At 62.7% G+C, this 13,944-nt stretch carries 14 protein-coding genes; 10 read left to right on the forward strand and 4 right to left on the reverse strand.

The features are described from left to right. Positions 1-34: 34 nt before the first annotated feature. Positions 35-1,171: a bifunctional diaminohydroxyphosphoribosylaminopyrimidine deaminase/5-amino-6-(5-phosphoribosylamino)uracil reductase RibD gene (ribD, locus tag BFP92_RS01565; protein WP_065911300.1), complete on the reverse strand. Its 1,137-nt coding sequence runs from the start codon at positions 1,169-1,171 to the stop codon at positions 35-37. Then, entirely contained in the window at positions 1,168-1,638 is a 471-nt protein-coding gene (nrdR, locus tag BFP92_RS01570) for a transcriptional regulator NrdR (RefSeq protein ID WP_015886108.1), read from the reverse strand. Before nrdR ends, ribD begins: the two co-directional genes overlap by 4 nt. A 140-nt stretch (positions 1,639-1,778) precedes the next feature. Here nrdR and BFP92_RS01575 point away from each other — a divergent pair, with 140 nt between their 5' ends. The 4 genes from BFP92_RS01575 to trxA all read left to right on the forward strand — a co-directional run bounded on the left by BFP92_RS01575 (position 1,779) and on the right by trxA (position 4,460). Further along, on the forward strand, positions 1,779-2,234 hold the full coding sequence (locus BFP92_RS01575; RefSeq protein ID WP_065911302.1) for a YbaY family lipoprotein: 456 nt from the start codon (positions 1,779-1,781) through the stop codon (positions 2,232-2,234). Continuing rightward, entirely contained in the window at positions 2,231-2,884 is a 654-nt protein-coding gene (locus tag BFP92_RS01580) for a class I SAM-dependent methyltransferase (protein ID WP_065911304.1), read from the forward strand. The genes BFP92_RS01575 and BFP92_RS01580 overlap by 4 nt, the downstream gene beginning before the upstream one ends. Positions 2,885-3,184: 300 nt before the next feature. Then, positions 3,185-3,514 (forward strand): Abi family protein, encoded by a 330-nt coding sequence (locus tag BFP92_RS30080; RefSeq protein WP_083221681.1) that lies wholly within the window; start codon positions 3,185-3,187, stop codon positions 3,512-3,514. 73 nt (positions 3,515-3,587) lie between these two features. After that, entirely contained in the window at positions 3,588-4,460 is an 873-nt protein-coding gene (gene trxA, locus BFP92_RS01585) for a thioredoxin (protein WP_056861912.1), read from the forward strand. Here trxA and BFP92_RS01590 read toward each other — a convergent pair. Beyond that, positions 4,457-4,798 (reverse strand): hypothetical protein, encoded by a 342-nt coding sequence (locus BFP92_RS01590; protein ID WP_065911306.1) that lies wholly within the window; start codon positions 4,796-4,798, stop codon positions 4,457-4,459. The genes trxA and BFP92_RS01590 overlap by 4 nt on opposite strands. A 131-nt stretch (positions 4,799-4,929) precedes the next feature. Here BFP92_RS01590 and BFP92_RS01595 point away from each other — a divergent pair, with 131 nt between their 5' ends. From BFP92_RS01595 to BFP92_RS01615, 5 genes are all read left to right on the forward strand, one after another. Continuing rightward, a complete protein-coding gene (locus BFP92_RS01595) occupies positions 4,930-5,541 on the forward strand; it encodes a DUF2796 domain-containing protein (protein WP_065911308.1) in 612 nt (203 codons plus the stop codon). A gap of 152 nt (positions 5,542-5,693) precedes the next feature. Further along, positions 5,694-6,404 (forward strand): ABC transporter ATP-binding protein, encoded by a 711-nt coding sequence (locus tag BFP92_RS01600; protein ID WP_058421322.1) that lies wholly within the window; start codon positions 5,694-5,696, stop codon positions 6,402-6,404. A gap of 1 nt (position 6,405) precedes the next feature. After that, on the forward strand, positions 6,406-7,671 hold the full coding sequence (locus BFP92_RS01605) for an ABC transporter permease (RefSeq protein WP_065911310.1): 1,266 nt from the start codon (positions 6,406-6,408) through the stop codon (positions 7,669-7,671). 11 nt (positions 7,672-7,682) lie between these two features. Continuing rightward, positions 7,683-8,204 carry a DUF3299 domain-containing protein gene (locus BFP92_RS01610; RefSeq protein WP_065911315.1) on the forward strand — a complete coding sequence of 174 codons (522 nt, stop codon included), beginning with the start codon at positions 7,683-7,685 and terminating at the stop codon, positions 8,202-8,204. Between the two features lie 137 nt (positions 8,205-8,341). Then, positions 8,342-9,040 carry an OmpW/AlkL family protein gene (locus tag BFP92_RS01615; RefSeq protein WP_017135983.1) on the forward strand — a complete coding sequence of 233 codons (699 nt, stop codon included), beginning with the start codon at positions 8,342-8,344 and terminating at the stop codon, positions 9,038-9,040. 137 nt (positions 9,041-9,177) lie between these two features. Here the strand turns inward: BFP92_RS01615 and BFP92_RS01620 are convergent, their stop codons facing one another. Further along, a complete protein-coding gene (locus tag BFP92_RS01620) occupies positions 9,178-10,062 on the reverse strand; it encodes a sugar nucleotide-binding protein (protein WP_017135982.1) in 885 nt (294 codons plus the stop codon). A 167-nt stretch (positions 10,063-10,229) separates the two neighbouring features. Here BFP92_RS01620 and BFP92_RS01625 point away from each other — a divergent pair. After that, the coding region (locus tag BFP92_RS01625) for a DEAD/DEAH box helicase (RefSeq protein WP_065911317.1) at positions 10,230-13,944 on the forward strand (3,715 nt) is incomplete at its 3' end.

Genomic DNA, 13,944 nt, shown 5'->3' on the forward strand with positions numbered 1-13,944 from the left:
AAAACGGTGCGGACGCTTGAGCGCCCGGTCGGAATTATACGCTCGCTGGTGGTAGCGGGATGGCAGTGACTCGCCAGTCGTCGCCTACAGCGCGCATTTCAGTGATCTTGAGTTGGGGGGCATCGGCCAGTTTCTCAAGCGGCCAGTCCAGCAAAGGCCGGGCGGCGGAGCCCAGGAACTTGCCGGCGACGAAAATCACGTATTCGTCGACCAGGCCTTGCTGGGCAAACGCGCCCGCCAGGCTTGGGCCGGCCTCTACCAGCACGTCATTCACGCCGCGGGCAGCCAGCGCCACCAGCGCCGAACGCAGGTCGACCTGCCCTTCAACGCCCGGTACCACCAGGCATTCCGGGCCACGGGGGAACTGGTTTTCCGGGGTGACGCAGGTGATGACCAGCGCCGGGCCCGCCTTGAAGAACGGTGCGTTGAGCGGCACCCGCAGGCGGCCGTCGATCAGCACGCGCAATGGCGGGCGCGACATGGCCAGAGCGGTGGTTTCTGCGTCCAGCCCAAGCTCAGCGGCGCGCACAGTAAGGCGCGCACCGTCAGCCAGCACGGTGTCGGCGCCGGTCAGCACCACACTGGCCTCGGCACGCAGGCGCTGCACGGCGGCGCGGGCAGCAGGCCCGGTGATCCATTGGCTTTCGCCGCTGGCCATCGCGGTACGGCCGTCCAGGCTCATAGCCAGCTTGACCCGCACAAACGGCAGGCCGTGTTCCATACGCTTGAGGAAGCCGGGGTTCAGCGCGCGCGCTTGTTGTTCCAGCACGCCGCTGTGGGTTTCGATACCGGCTTGAGCCAAGCGCTGCAGGCCGCGCCCGGCGACTTCCGGGTTCGGGTCCTGCATCCCGGCCACCACGCGCGCCACACCGGCGGTCACCAGCGCATCGGCGCAGGGCGGCGTACGCCCATGGTGGCTGCACGGTTCGAGGGTCACGTACACCGTGGCGCCACGGGCCTTGTCGCCGGCGGCGCGCAGGGCGTTCGGCTCGGCATGGGGCTCGCCGGTGCGCTCGTGCCAGCCTTCGCCGACAATCTGCCCATCCCGCACAATCACGCAGCCCACCCGTGGGTTGGGGTGCGTGGTGTACAGGCCTTTGCGCGCCAGTTCGAGGGCGCGGGCCATGTAATGGGCGTCGAGGACGGCTTGTTCGGCAGACGGAGGGTTCATTCTTTGGCAGGCTCACGGGCCAGGCGGTCGATTTCTTCGCGGAACTCATTGAGGTCCTGGAAGCGTCGATACACCGAGGCGAAACGGATATAGGCGACTTCGTCGAGCTTTTGCAGCTCGCCCATCACCAGTTCTCCAACCACCAGGCTCTTGACCTCGCGCTCGCCGGTGGCGCGCAGCTTGTGCTTGATATGCACCAGCGCCGCCTCCAGCCGCTCGACACTCACCGGGCGCTTTTCCAGGGCACGCTGCATACCGGCGCGCAGTTTTTCTTCGTCGAAAGGCTGGCGGCTGCCGTCGGACTTGATCAGACGTGGCAATACCAGTTCGGCGGTTTCGAAGGTGGTGAAACGTTCACCGCAGCCAGAGGCCAGGCATTCGCGCCGGCGGCGTACTTGATCGCCCTCGGCGACCAGACGCGAGTCAATGACCTTGGTGTCGTTGGCACCGCAGAAGGGACAGTGCATGGTTGGCAGGCAACAAAAAATGGGAGGGCCATGGTAGCGCATCCCCGTGGCAAGACAAGCCATAGCCTTTACGGTATATAGGCTGACTATTATGTTTCATATTTTTTAAGCCACGGATTTTGCCCTTTCTGGAGCCGTACATGCAGTTACGACCACTTGTTTTACTCGCCCTGTTCAGTGTTCTGGTCGCCTGCAGCAGCGAAGCCCCGAAACCATCGACACCGCAACCGACGCCCGTTCAAGAGAAAAAAGTGCCGGGCATTGAAGACCTCGGCCCTTTGCCGGCTTACCAGCGTGAAATCAACGGCACCCTGAATGGCGTGCCGGCCAACGCCGAAGTCGAACTGGCCCTGTTGGTGATCGATGAACGTAACCGCCCGCAACAATTGCTCGCCAGCAGCGTACTCACCGGCAACGGCAAGCCCATGGCCTTCCGCTTGCGCTTCAACCCGGAAGCCTTCCCGGTGGGTGCACGGGTTGAACTGCGCGGTCGCGCCAGCCAGTCCGGCCAGTTGATCCTGCACCTGCCCGCGGTGCGCATCACCCAGGCGATCACCCAGACCACCGGCCCGCTGCAACTCGTCCGGGCACCATGACGCCACCGCTGGGCCTGCAACGCGCCCTGAGCGAACTGATCGGCGACGCGCACCTGGTGCCCTGCCCGCTGCCGGGCACCGCGCTGTCGTTGTGGCTGCTGGATGCGGACAACATGGACCGTGCCTTCAGCCAGGAAGAGACCCGGCGCATCCTGCATGAACCGCCGTACTGGGGTTTTTGCTGGGCCAGCGGTTTGGCACTGGCACGCTACCTGGCGGCGAATCCCGAGTGGGTGGCGGGCAAACGCGTGCTGGATTTTGGCGCCGGTTCCGGCGTGGCCGGCATCGCGGCGGTTAAAGCCGGCGCGCTGGAGGTGGTGGCCTGCGACCTCGACCCGCTGGCCCTGGCCGCTTGCCGGGCAAATGCGGAACTCAATGGTGTGGAGCTGGGTTACTCAGCCGACTTTTTCGCCGAGGCCGACCGCTTCGACCTCATCCTGGTGGCCGACGTACTCTACGACCGCGCCAACCTGCCGCTGCTCGACCACTTTCTGGCACGCGGCCGCGAAGCGCTGGTGGCCGACTCACGGGTGCGTGACTTCCAGCACCCGGCTTATCAGCGCCTGGGCATCCTCGATGCGCTGACCCTGCCGGACCTGGCCGAGCCTTGGGAGTTTCGCAAGGTGAGCCTGTACCATTCGCGGCGTTAAGGCTCAGCGTTACAAATTTTCAGCAATAGATCGACTAAGACGGAGCGCGACAGGCCATGGAGAATATTGTCCCTTCACACACGCCGTGGACAATCAACCCGTATGCCTTTGCACACAGTTTTGCTTATCGGCTCGCGGGCAGAGACCTTGCAAATAGCCAGGTATCTGCCTAACCTTCGTCGCAATACACCCGCCATGCCTCTGGATGCGTCAGCACCCAAGCACAAATTGTGCGGGTTTTTTATGCCCGGTACTTTTTGAGCATGAGGACGTTCAGCAAACCTGCCATCGACGTTCCTTATGCAGTCTTGGTTGCACACACTGACGACCATCCGAAACATTTGCGCCCATCATTCAAGAATGTGGAACCGGGAATTGGGAATTCGCCCCGAATTACCGAAGAAAGCCAGTTTTTTGTGGCCTCAACATCTGTTTCAACCCGGGCAACATAGCCGCATGTTTTCGGTACTCTGCATTCTGAATCATCTGATGCGTCAGGTAAGCCCGCACACTCGCTGGGGCCAACATTTGTATCAACTGATCAGCGAATTTCCGGACGTCAGCTTAAAGGCGATGTGTTTTCCTCACGACTGGCATCAAGACCCTTTTTGGCACACACCTCACGTCTGACTCCCCGTGCAGCTTCCGGTCAACCTCGCCAGCCCTTATAGTTGCCCCATTCCCGCTTTATTCGAGACGCCCCATGAGTGAGCCCACGCCGTACATCTTCGACGCCACCACTGCTACGTTCGACCAGGCAGTGATTCAGAACTCATTCGAAAAACCCGTGCTGGTGGATTTCTGGGCCGAGTGGTGCGCGCCGTGCAAGGCACTGATGCCGATGCTGGCGAAAATCGCCGAGAGTTATCAGGGCGAGTTGCTGTTGGCCAAGGTCGATTGCGAAGCCGAGCAGGACATCGTCGCGCGTTTTGGCATTCAAAGCCTGCCCACGGTGGTGCTGTTCAAGGACGGCCAGCCGGTGGACGGGTTTGCCGGGGCACAGCCGGAGTCGGCCGTGCGAGCAATGCTCGAACCCCACGTGAAGATGCCGCCACCGAAGGCGGCTGATCCGCTGGAACAGGCCCAGGCGTTGTTTGCCGAAGGCCGTATCAGCGATGCAGAGGCCGTGCTGGTGGCGCTGCTGGGCGAGGACAACACCAACGCTGGCGCGCTGATTCTGTATGCACGCTGCCTGGCTGAGCGCGGTGAATTGGGCGAAGCTCAGGCTGTACTCGACGCGGTGAAAAGCGACGATCACAAAGCCGCCCTCGCCGGCGCCAAGGCGCAAATCACCTTCCTGCGCCAGGCCGCCGACCTGCCGGATGCCGCCGACTTGAAAAGCCGCCTGGCGCAAGACCCGCAGGATGATGAAGCAGCCTATCAACTGGCGATTCAGCAACTGGCGCGCCAGCAATACGACGCCGCACTGGAAGGCCTGCTCAAGCTGTTTATCCGCAACCGCAGCTACAGCGAAGGCTTGCCGCACAAGACCTTGCTGCAGGTGTTTGAACTGCTCGGCAATGACCACCCGCTGGTCACCGTGTACCGTCGCAAGTTGTTCGCCGCGCTGTATTAATCGCCGATCCAGCTGTACAGCGGCGTATCCCCGCCGCTGGCCACTTTCACACTGGCATTGTGGCGCAGCCGCACCAGCAGGCGTTTGCCTGAGGCCGCATCACCGGCCAAGCCCTCAAGCTGATCAAGCAACTCAAGCCCATTGAGTTGCCCGGCCTTGCGCAGCAAGTCTTGGGCGTTCTGCCACAAATCATCATTCTGTTTGACCGGCGCAGCAGCGGGCGCACTCGGCGCCGGTGTTGCCTGCAAGTGGGCGCCCAGGCGCGCCCAATCGCCGTCATCGAGTTCCAGGGTCAAATCCACCGGCATGTCACCGACGGTTCCACGAATTCGCAACATCGCGCTTACTCCCGCAGTTTTCCGACCCGCATGCTCCCACGCGACTTGCACAACGCCAAGCGGGCGTTCAAACTGGCGCGAATATTGTTATAAGATCACATAACAAAACTTTCATCTTATGGAGCCTTCTCATGCGCCGTCTGCTGCTTGCCTTGCCGTTTGCCCTGCTGCCCCTGGCCATCGCCCATGCCGCCGATGAACACGATCATGAGCATGAACACGGCAGCCTCGGCGCCCACGAGCATGGTGTCGGCCGCCTCAACGCGGCACTCGACGGCCAGGCGCTTGAGCTGGAATTCGACAGCCCGGCCATGAACCTTGTGGGTTTTGAACACAAGGCCACCACGCCAGCCGACAAGGCCAAGGTCGCCGCCGCGCGCAAACAATTGGAAAACCCGCTGGCATTGTTCAACCTGCCCAAATCTGCCGGTTGTGTGATCAGCACCCAGGAACTCAACAGCCCGTTGTTCGGCGACAAGCCTGAAGCCGACCATGACGAGAACGATGACGACCACGCCACCGACGGCAAAGGCGCTGCCGCCCACGAACATCATCACGACCACAGCGAAATCCACGCCCACTACCAGTTCACCTGCGCCACACCGACGGCTTTGAGCAACCTCGACCTGACCCAAGTGTTCAAGACCTTCCCTGCCACCCAGAAGATTCAGGTACAACTGATCGGCCCAAGCGGCCAGCAAGGTGTTGAAGCGACGGCCACCGCAGCCACTCTTAAATTCTGATTTGAAACACGGTCAATGTGGGAGCTGGCTTGCCTGCGATAGCGGTATAACAGACACATCCGATATTGAATGTGCCGCCGTCATCGCAGGCAAGCCAGCTCCCACATGGGATCGGTGCCATCATCCAAATCAAACCAGACCACTGATGCCCTATGACCCAAGCACTGATCGAACTGTCTGACCTGGGCTTTAACTGGCCCGGCCACCCGCAGTTGCTGGACATCCCCGCGTTCCGCCTGGAAGCGGGGGAAACCTTGTTTCTCAAAGGCCCGAGCGGCAGCGGCAAAACCACTTTGCTCGGGCTGCTGGGCGGCGTGCAGAAACCCAGCCAAGGCAGCATCCGCCTGCTCGGCCAGGAGCTGACCGAACTCTCGGCCGGTGCCCGCGACCGCTTCCGCGTTGATCACACGGGTTACATCTTTCAGCAATTCAACCTGCTGCCGTTTCTCTCCGTGCGCGAGAACGTCGAGCTGCCGTGTCACTTTTCCAGGCTGCGTGCGCAGCGGGCAACTCAGCGTCACGGCAGTGTCGACCAGGCCGCCGCGACCTTGCTGGCGCATTTGGGCTTGAAGGACAAAGACCTGCTGGAACGCCGCGCCGACTCGCTATCCATCGGCCAGCAACAACGCGTGGCCGCCGCCCGCGCGTTGATCGGCCAACCGGAACTGGTGATCGCCGACGAACCCACCTCGGCCCTGGATTACGACGCCCGCGAAGCGTTTATCCGGTTGTTGTTTGCCGAATGCCGCGAAGCCGGCGCCAGCCTGTTGTTTGTCAGCCATGACCAGAGCCTCGCGCCGCTGTTCGACCGCCACCTGTCGCTGGCCGAACTCAATCGCGCCGCCACGCCCGCAGAGGTTTGAGATGTATCTGTTCCGTCTAGCCATGGCCAGCCTGGCTAACCGCCGCTTTACCGCGATCCTCACCGCCTTCGCCATCGCCCTTTCGGTGTGCCTGTTACTCGCCGTGGAACGCGTGCGTGTTGAGGCGCGCAACAGTTTCGCCAGCACCATCAGTGGCACCGACCTGATCGTTGGCGCCCGCTCCGGCTCGGTCAACTTGCTGCTGTACTCGGTATTCCGCATCGGCAACGCCACCAACAACATCCGCTGGGACAGCTTCGAGCACTTCGCCGCCAGCCCGCAGGTGAAATGGGCGATCCCGATTTCCCTCGGCGACTCGCACCGTGGCTATCGCGTGATGGGCACCAACGAGTCCTACTTCGAGCATTACCAATACGGCCGCAAACAAAACCTCGAACTGGCCAGCGGCCGCGCCTTCGCCACTGACCCTTTTGAAGTGGTGCTCGGCGCCGAAGTGGCGGATGCGCTGCACTACAAGCTCGGCGACAAGCTGGTGCTGGCCCACGGCGTAGCAGTGGTGAGCCTGGTCAAGCACGATGACAAACCCTTCACCGTGGTCGGCATTCTCAAGCGCACCGGCACGCCGGTGGACCGTACGCTGCACATCAGCCTCGGCGGCATGGAGGCGATCCATATCGACTGGCACAACGGCGTGCCGGCCCAGGGCAAAGGCCGTATCAGTGCCGATCAGGCGCGCAATATGGACCTCACGCCGCAGGCGATCACCGCGTTCATGCTCGGCCTGAACAACAAGATTTCCACCTTCGCGCTGCAACGCGAGATCAATGAATTCCGTGGCGAGCCGATGCTGGCGATCCTTCCCGGCGTCGCGCTGCAGGAGCTGTGGAGCATGATGGGCACCGCCGAAAAAGCGCTGTTCGTGATCTCGCTGTTCGTGGTGCTGACCGGCTTGATCGGTATGCTCACGGCGATCCTCACCAGCCTCAATGAACGCCGCCGCGAGATGGCGATTTTGCGTTCGGTGGGCGCACGGCCGTGGCACATTGCGACCCTGCTGATCTTCGAAGCCTTCGCGCTGGCCTTGTCTGGCGTCGTCGCGGGCGTGGGTCTGCTGTACGTGTGCATCGCCGCGTCGCGCGGGTATTTGCAGGCCAACTACGGCCTGGACCTGCCGATGTCATGGCCGAGTGAATATGAATGGACCTTGCTCGCCGGTATCCTGGCCGCCGCGCTGGTGATGGGCAGCGTGCCGGCGTGGCGCGCCTATCGGCAATCTTTGGCCGATGGCCTGTCCATACGTTTATGAGGAAGCTGTCGATGCGTCGTGCCCTGTTTGCGCTGTTGCTGCTGGTGGTGGTGCCCGCCTGGGCCGACGAGCAGCCCAAGGACCTGTCGTGGCAGGAAATGATTCCACCGGACGCGCCGCCCGAAATCCCCAATATGAAACCGCTGCACGACCTGTCGAACATGGCCGATGCGCTGTCGGTGGAAGCGGCGCCTGCGGCCAAACAGGAACTGCCCGACGCGCCGGTGGTGCAGAGCCTTAACGGCAAGCACATCCGTTTACCGGGCTATATCGTGCCGCTGGAAGTCAGCGAAGAAGGCCGCACGACCGAGTTTCTGCTGGTGCCGTATTTCGGCGCGTGCATCCACGTACCGCCGCCGCCGTCGAACCAGATCGTGCATGTGAAAAGCGAAGTCGGCGTGAAGCTTGATGAGCTGTATCAGCCGTATTGGATCGAAGGCGCGATGCAGGTCAAGCCGTCGTCCAGTGAGCTGGCCGATGCCGGTTACCAGATGGATGCCGAGAAGATTTACGTCTACGAACTGCAGGAATAACGCCTTCCCAGGAACACCCACATTTTTGATCAGTGGTGCAAGTGATTGATCGAGCTTTCATTGAGCTGAATCAAAAGATCGAACGGAACGATCTTTACCATTGGACGTACAACTTTTAACGTCCTTTTGGAGCTCCCATGAACAAGTCTCTGCTCGGCGCGTCCCTCTTCGCGCTTGCCCTCGCCGCCCCTGTCGCACACGCTCACGAAGCGGGTGACATTCTGATTCGCGCCGGTGCAATCACCGTGAACCCGAAAGCAGACAGCGGCCATGTGAAGGTTGACCAGGGGCCATTGGCCGGCACCAACCTGGGCGGCAAGGCGACCATGAGCAGCGACACCCAACTGGGCCTCAACTTCGCCTACATGATCACCAACCATATCGGTATCGAACTGCTGGCCGCCACGCCGTTCGAGCATGACGTGAAGATCAAGAACACCGCCCTGGGCGCCGCCAACGGCAAGCTCGGTACGCTCAAGCACCTGCCGCCGACCTTGAGCGTCGTGTACTACCCGCTGGACAACAAGTCCGCGTTCCAACCGTATGTGGGCGCCGGTATCAACTACACCTGGATCTACGACGAGCACGTCGGCAGCCGCGCCGAACAAGCCGGTTTCAGCAACTTCAAGGCCGAGAACTCCTGGGGCTGGGCCGCACAGATCGGTGCCGACTACATGATCAACGACAAGTGGATGATCAACGCCCAGGCGCGTTACATCGACATCAGCACCAAGGCGACTGTGGATAACAATGCGCTGGGCCAAGGCACACGTGCCAAGGTCAATGTGGATGTTGATCCGATGGTTTACATGGTGGGTATTGGTTACAAGTTCTAATCCCGGCTCAAGCACCACTGCATAACCCATGTGGGAGCGGGCTTGCTCGCGAAAGCGGTCATTCAGTCAACATATCAGTCGACTGAACCTCCGCTTTCGCGAGCAAGCCCGCTCCCACATTTTGGTTTTGCAGGGTGTCAGCTATGCCGGTAGAACCGATCCAGCAACGCCGGCAACCCCGCCCGCCACGCCCGTGGCTTGATGCCGAAGGTGTGGAGGATTTTCTTGCAGGCCAGCACCGCGTGCTGCGGTTCGTCCGCCGCATCCGGCCGGGCCGCGTGGGCCTGGGCGGTGGGTGATTCGATCGCCAGCGGATGGAAATTGCGCGCTTCGGTAAGGATCGCCTGGCCCAGCGCCAACGGCGTGGTCGCTTCGTGGCCGGCGTAGTGATAGGTGCCCCACAGCGGCGCCGCGCAATCGAGTTGCTTGAGCACCGAAATGATCACCCGCGCCGCGTCGTCCACCGGCGTCGGGTTGCCGCGCCGGTCATCGGCCATCAGCAATTCATCGGGTTTCTCGGCACGGGCCAGGAAGCGCCCGAGGGTGCCATCCACACTGTCATCCAGCAGCCAGCCAAAGCGCAGCAGCACATGTTGCGGGCAGGTGGCGCGCACGCTCTGCTCAATGCGCCACAGCGCCTGGCCGCGCAGGCCCAGGGGCACCGGCTCGTCTTTTTCGCTGTAGGCGGTGGCGCGGGAGCCATCGAACACGCGGTAGCTGGACGGTTGCAGCAAGGTGATGTTGTGGTGCTGGCACAGTTCGGCCAGGCGTTCGATGGCGAACTCCTGCGCAGCCAAACGTGTTTCGCTGACCGCTTCGGCCTGGAACCAGTCGAAATAGTAGGCGAGGTTGATCAGCGCATCGGGACGGGTGTCGTCGAGCAATTGGGTGAGGCTCGCGGCATCCCAGCCGTCTTGGGGCGGTTTAGGTGCGAGGAAACCGATGTCTTCCTCTGCACCGAGGCGAATCAGCGCCTGCCCGAGGGCATTCCCGCCGCCCAGTAACATAAGGCGCATTCGCATAGATTGAGCAGGCCCGGTCTGTTTGGAACGATGGTTATTATCGGCAGGCGTGTGCGCCTTGCCGTAGGTTGTTGCCAGAATCGTTGCATTTTGCGGGTTTGTAGCGCAACCGTCACGGACAAAGTACCTGATTGCAACTTGTTGGAATGGGCAGTATCAATCACTAGATGAACGTTCGCGAATCAACCGACACGGTATTGGACGGCTTCCACCCCGCCGTCAGTACCTGGTTTGGCAATACCTTTCCCTCGGTGACCGGCGCCCAGGCCCAGGCGTGGCCGCTGATCCGCCAACGCCGCTCAACCTTGATCGCCGCGCCCACAGGCTCCGGCAAAACCCTGACCGCGTTCCTGGCGGTGCTCGATGACCTGGTGCATCAAGGCTTGGCCAATGGCGGGCAACTGCCGGACGAAACGCTGGTGGTGTACGTGTCGCCGCTCAAGGCGCTGTCCAACGATATCCAGATCAACCTGCAAAACCCACTGGCCGGCATCACCGCGCAATTACAGGCGCAGAGCTTGCCGCCGCTGACTATCCGCACCGCCGTGCGCACCGGCGACACCCCGCAAAAAGACCGCGCACACATGCGCAAACGGCCGCCGCATATCCTCGTCACCACGCCGGAATCACTCTACGTACTGCTGGGCTCGGACTCCGGTCGGCAAATGCTGTCCAGCACGCGCACGGTGATCGTCGACGAGATCCACGCCCTCGCCGCCGGCAAACGCGGCAGCCACCTGGCCCTGAGCCTGGAGCGCCTGCAAGGTTTATGCAGCGAGCCGTTGACCCGCATCGGCCTGTCGGCCACGCAAAAGCCTATCGAGGCGGTGTCACGCTTTTTGGCCGGCAGCGGGCGTGAGTGCGCCATCGTCGATATCGGCCACGCGCGCCCCCGCGACCTGGATATCGAAGTACCGCCGGTGCCGCTCTCGGCGGTGATGGCCAACGACGTGTGGGAATTGGTCTACGACCGCCTTGCCACACTGGCTCGCGAACACCGCACGACGCTGGTGTTCGTCAACACTCGGCGCCTGGCCGAACGCCTGGCCCGGCACTTGAGCGAGCGTTTGGGCAAGACCGCCGTGGCCGCGCACCACGGCAGCCTGGCCAAAGAGCTGCGCCTGGACGCCGAGCAACGGCTCAAGGCCGGCGGGCTGCAAGTGCTGATCGCCACCGCGTCGCTGGAGTTGGGGATTGATATCGGTGAGGTCGACCTGGTCTGCCAGATCGGTTCACCCGGTTCCATCAACGGTTTTCTGCAAAGGGTCGGGCGTTCCGGTCACCAGGTCGGCGGCACGCCCAAGGGGCGACTGTTCGCCACCACCCGCGATGACTTGATCGAATGCGCCGCCCTGCTCGACTGTGTGCGGCGCGGCGAACTGGACAACTTGCACATCCCCATCGCCCCGCTGGACGTGCTGGCCCAACAGATCATCGCCGAAGTCAGCGCCCGCGAATGGCCGGAACAGGCGCTGCTGGCCCTTATCCGCCGCGCCTCGCCCTACTCTGCGCTGGATGAGCGCCACTATCAGGCGCTGCTGCACATGCTCGCCGACGGCTACAACGGCCGCCAGGGCATCCGCTGCGCCTACCTGCATCGCGACGCTGTGAGCCACACCCTGCGCGCCCGCCGTGGCGCCAAACTCACCGCCGTGACCAGCGGCGGCACCATCCCCGACAACGCCGACTACAGCGTATTGCTGGAGCCTCAGAGCCTGAACATCGGCAGCGTCAACGAAGACTTCGCGGTGGAAAGCATCGCCGGGGATATCTTCCAGCTCGGTAATACGTCCTACAGAATCCTGCGGGTAGAAAGCGGCAAAGTGCGCGTCGAAGATGCCCACGGCCAGCCGCCGACCATCCCCTTCTGGCTGGGTGAAGCGCCGGGGCGCAGCAACGAGTTGTCGGCGGCAGTCGCGCGTTTTCAGGGCCAGTTGGACGCCCTGCTCGCCACCACACCCGGTGACCTGCAACCCGCGCAAGACTGGCTCACCGCCAGCCTTGGCCTGAACAGCGCCAGCGCCGAGCAGATCCTTGATTACCTGGCACGTGCACGCCTGGCGCTGAGCGCGTTACCGTCCCAGGACACCTTGATCATGGAGCGGTTTTTCGACGAGTCCGGCGGCACTCAACTGATCATCCACACGCCGTTCGGCAGCCGCATCAACCGCGCGTGGGGCCTGGCACTGCGCAAGCGTTTTTGCCGCACGTTCAACTTTGAATTGCAGGCGGCCGCCAGTGAGAATGCAATCGTGCTGTCGCTGTCCACCAGCCACAGTTTTGAGCTGGATGAGGTGTGGCGCTATGTGAACAGCAACAGCGCCGAGCACCTGCTGATCCAGGCCGTGCTGGATGCGCCGCTGTTTGGCGTACGGTGGCGCTGGAATGCCGGTGTGGCCCTGGCGTTGCCGCGCTACACCGGCGGGCGCAAGGTGGCGCCGCAGATCCAGCGCATGAAAAGCGAAGACCTGATCGCCAGCGTGTTTCCCGACCAGATTGCCTGCCTGGAAAACCTTGCTGGCGAGCGCGAAGTGCCCGAACACCCGCTGGTGGAGCAAACCCTCGACGACTGCCTGCACGAAGCCATGGACAGCGAAGGTTGGCTGAAGCTGTTGCGGCGCATGGAGCGCGGCGAAGTGCGCCTGATCAGCCGCGACCTGCCTGCGCCCTCGCCCATGGCCGCCGAAATTCTCAGCGCGCGGCCCTACACCTTTCTCGACGACGCGCCATTGGAAGAGCGCCGTACCCAGGCCGTGCTCAACCGTCGCTGGAGCGACCCGCAGAGTACCGACGACCTCGGCGCGCTGGACGCCGAAGCCATTGCCGGCGTGCGTGAAGAAGCCTGGCCCGCGCCCAATGGCCTGGATGAAATGCATGAAGCGCTGATGAGCCTGGCCTCTATCGCCAGCAACGAAGTCACGCCGCAATGGGCGGAGTGGTTGCACGCCTTGGCCAAGGGCGGGCGCGCCTATCAACTGGACAATGGCCTGTGGGTGGCGGTGGAACGCCTGAGTTGCCTGCAAGCGATCTATCCGAATGACTTGCCGTTGTTGCCGGGCTTCGATGAACCGTGGGTCTTTGATGATGCGCTGGCTGAAGTGTTGCGCGCGCGCCTCGGCGGTTTCGGCCCATTGAGTCTGGTCGAGATCGCCACGCCGTTGGCGCTGCCGGTCGCGGATATCAGCCAGGCACTCGCGCGTCTGGAGCGGGAAGGCTACGTGCTGCGCGGCCATTTCAGCCCCGGCGCCAGCCAGGAACAATGGTGCGAGCGGCATTTGCTCGCGCGTATCCATCGCTACACCGTCAAGCGCCTGCGCCGGGAAATCGAGCCGGTGGCGCTGCAGGACTTCATGCGCTTTCTGTTCGATTGGCAGCACCTGTCCGACGGCACCCGTGGCCAGGGCAGCGCAATGTTGCCGCAGATTGTCGGGCAGTTCGAAGGCTACGCCGCCGCCACCTCGGCCTGGGACAGCGACTTGCTCAGTGCGCGGCTCAAGGACTATTCCCCCACCTGGCTCGACGAGCTGTGCCGCAGCGGCAAACTGGTGTGGACGCGTCTGAGCCACAAGGCCGGCGCCCTGGCACTGCGCAGTACACCGGTGGTGTTGTTACCGCGCAGCCAAGTGCCGTTGTGGAGCGGGCTGACCGAACCGACCGACAGCACCACGTTGTCGCCCAAGGCGCAAAAGGTCCACCTGGCGCTGCGTGAACACGGCGCGCTGTTTTTCGACGAACTGGTGCACGAAGCCCATCTGCTGCGCAGCGAACTGGAAACCGCCTTGCAGGAACTGGTGGGCGCAGGGTTGGTGAATGCCGACAGTTTCGCCGGGCTGCGGGCCTTGACCACGCCCGCCAGCAAACGCCAGGCGCGCAGCAGCCGGC

The organism is Pseudomonas sp. 58 R 3, from assembly GCF_900006605.1.
Lineage (GTDB): Bacteria > Pseudomonadota > Gammaproteobacteria > Pseudomonadales > Pseudomonadaceae > Aquipseudomonas > Aquipseudomonas salomonii.

Excerpts from the sequence above, each read along its gene's own strand:
- BFP92_RS01610 (WP_065911315.1), top strand. The coding sequence starts at position 7,683 with ATGCGTCGTGCCCTGTTTGCGCTGTTGCTGCTGGTGGTGGTGCCCGCC.
- BFP92_RS01605 (WP_065911310.1), top strand. The coding sequence starts at position 6,406 with ATGTATCTGTTCCGTCTAGCCATGGCCAGCCTGGCTAACCGCCGCTTT.
- BFP92_RS01620 (WP_017135982.1), bottom strand. The coding sequence starts at position 10,062 with ATGCGAATGCGCCTTATGTTACTGGGCGGCGGGAATGCCCTCGGGCAG.
- BFP92_RS01600 (WP_058421322.1), top strand. The coding sequence starts at position 5,694 with ATGACCCAAGCACTGATCGAACTGTCTGACCTGGGCTTTAACTGGCCC.
- BFP92_RS01595 (WP_065911308.1), top strand. The coding sequence starts at position 4,930 with ATGCGCCGTCTGCTGCTTGCCTTGCCGTTTGCCCTGCTGCCCCTGGCC.
- BFP92_RS01615 (WP_017135983.1), top strand. The coding sequence starts at position 8,342 with ATGAACAAGTCTCTGCTCGGCGCGTCCCTCTTCGCGCTTGCCCTCGCC.
- nrdR (WP_015886108.1), bottom strand. The coding sequence starts at position 1,638 with ATGCACTGTCCCTTCTGCGGTGCCAACGACACCAAGGTCATTGACTCG.
- BFP92_RS30080 (WP_083221681.1), top strand. The coding sequence starts at position 3,185 with ATGCAGTCTTGGTTGCACACACTGACGACCATCCGAAACATTTGCGCC.
- BFP92_RS01590 (WP_065911306.1), bottom strand. The coding sequence starts at position 4,798 with ATGTTGCGAATTCGTGGAACCGTCGGTGACATGCCGGTGGATTTGACC.
- BFP92_RS01575 (WP_065911302.1), top strand. The coding sequence starts at position 1,779 with ATGCAGTTACGACCACTTGTTTTACTCGCCCTGTTCAGTGTTCTGGTC.
- ribD (WP_065911300.1), bottom strand. The coding sequence starts at position 1,171 with ATGAACCCTCCGTCTGCCGAACAAGCCGTCCTCGACGCCCATTACATG.
- BFP92_RS01580 (WP_065911304.1), top strand. The coding sequence starts at position 2,231 with ATGACGCCACCGCTGGGCCTGCAACGCGCCCTGAGCGAACTGATCGGC.
- trxA (WP_056861912.1), top strand. The coding sequence starts at position 3,588 with ATGAGTGAGCCCACGCCGTACATCTTCGACGCCACCACTGCTACGTTC.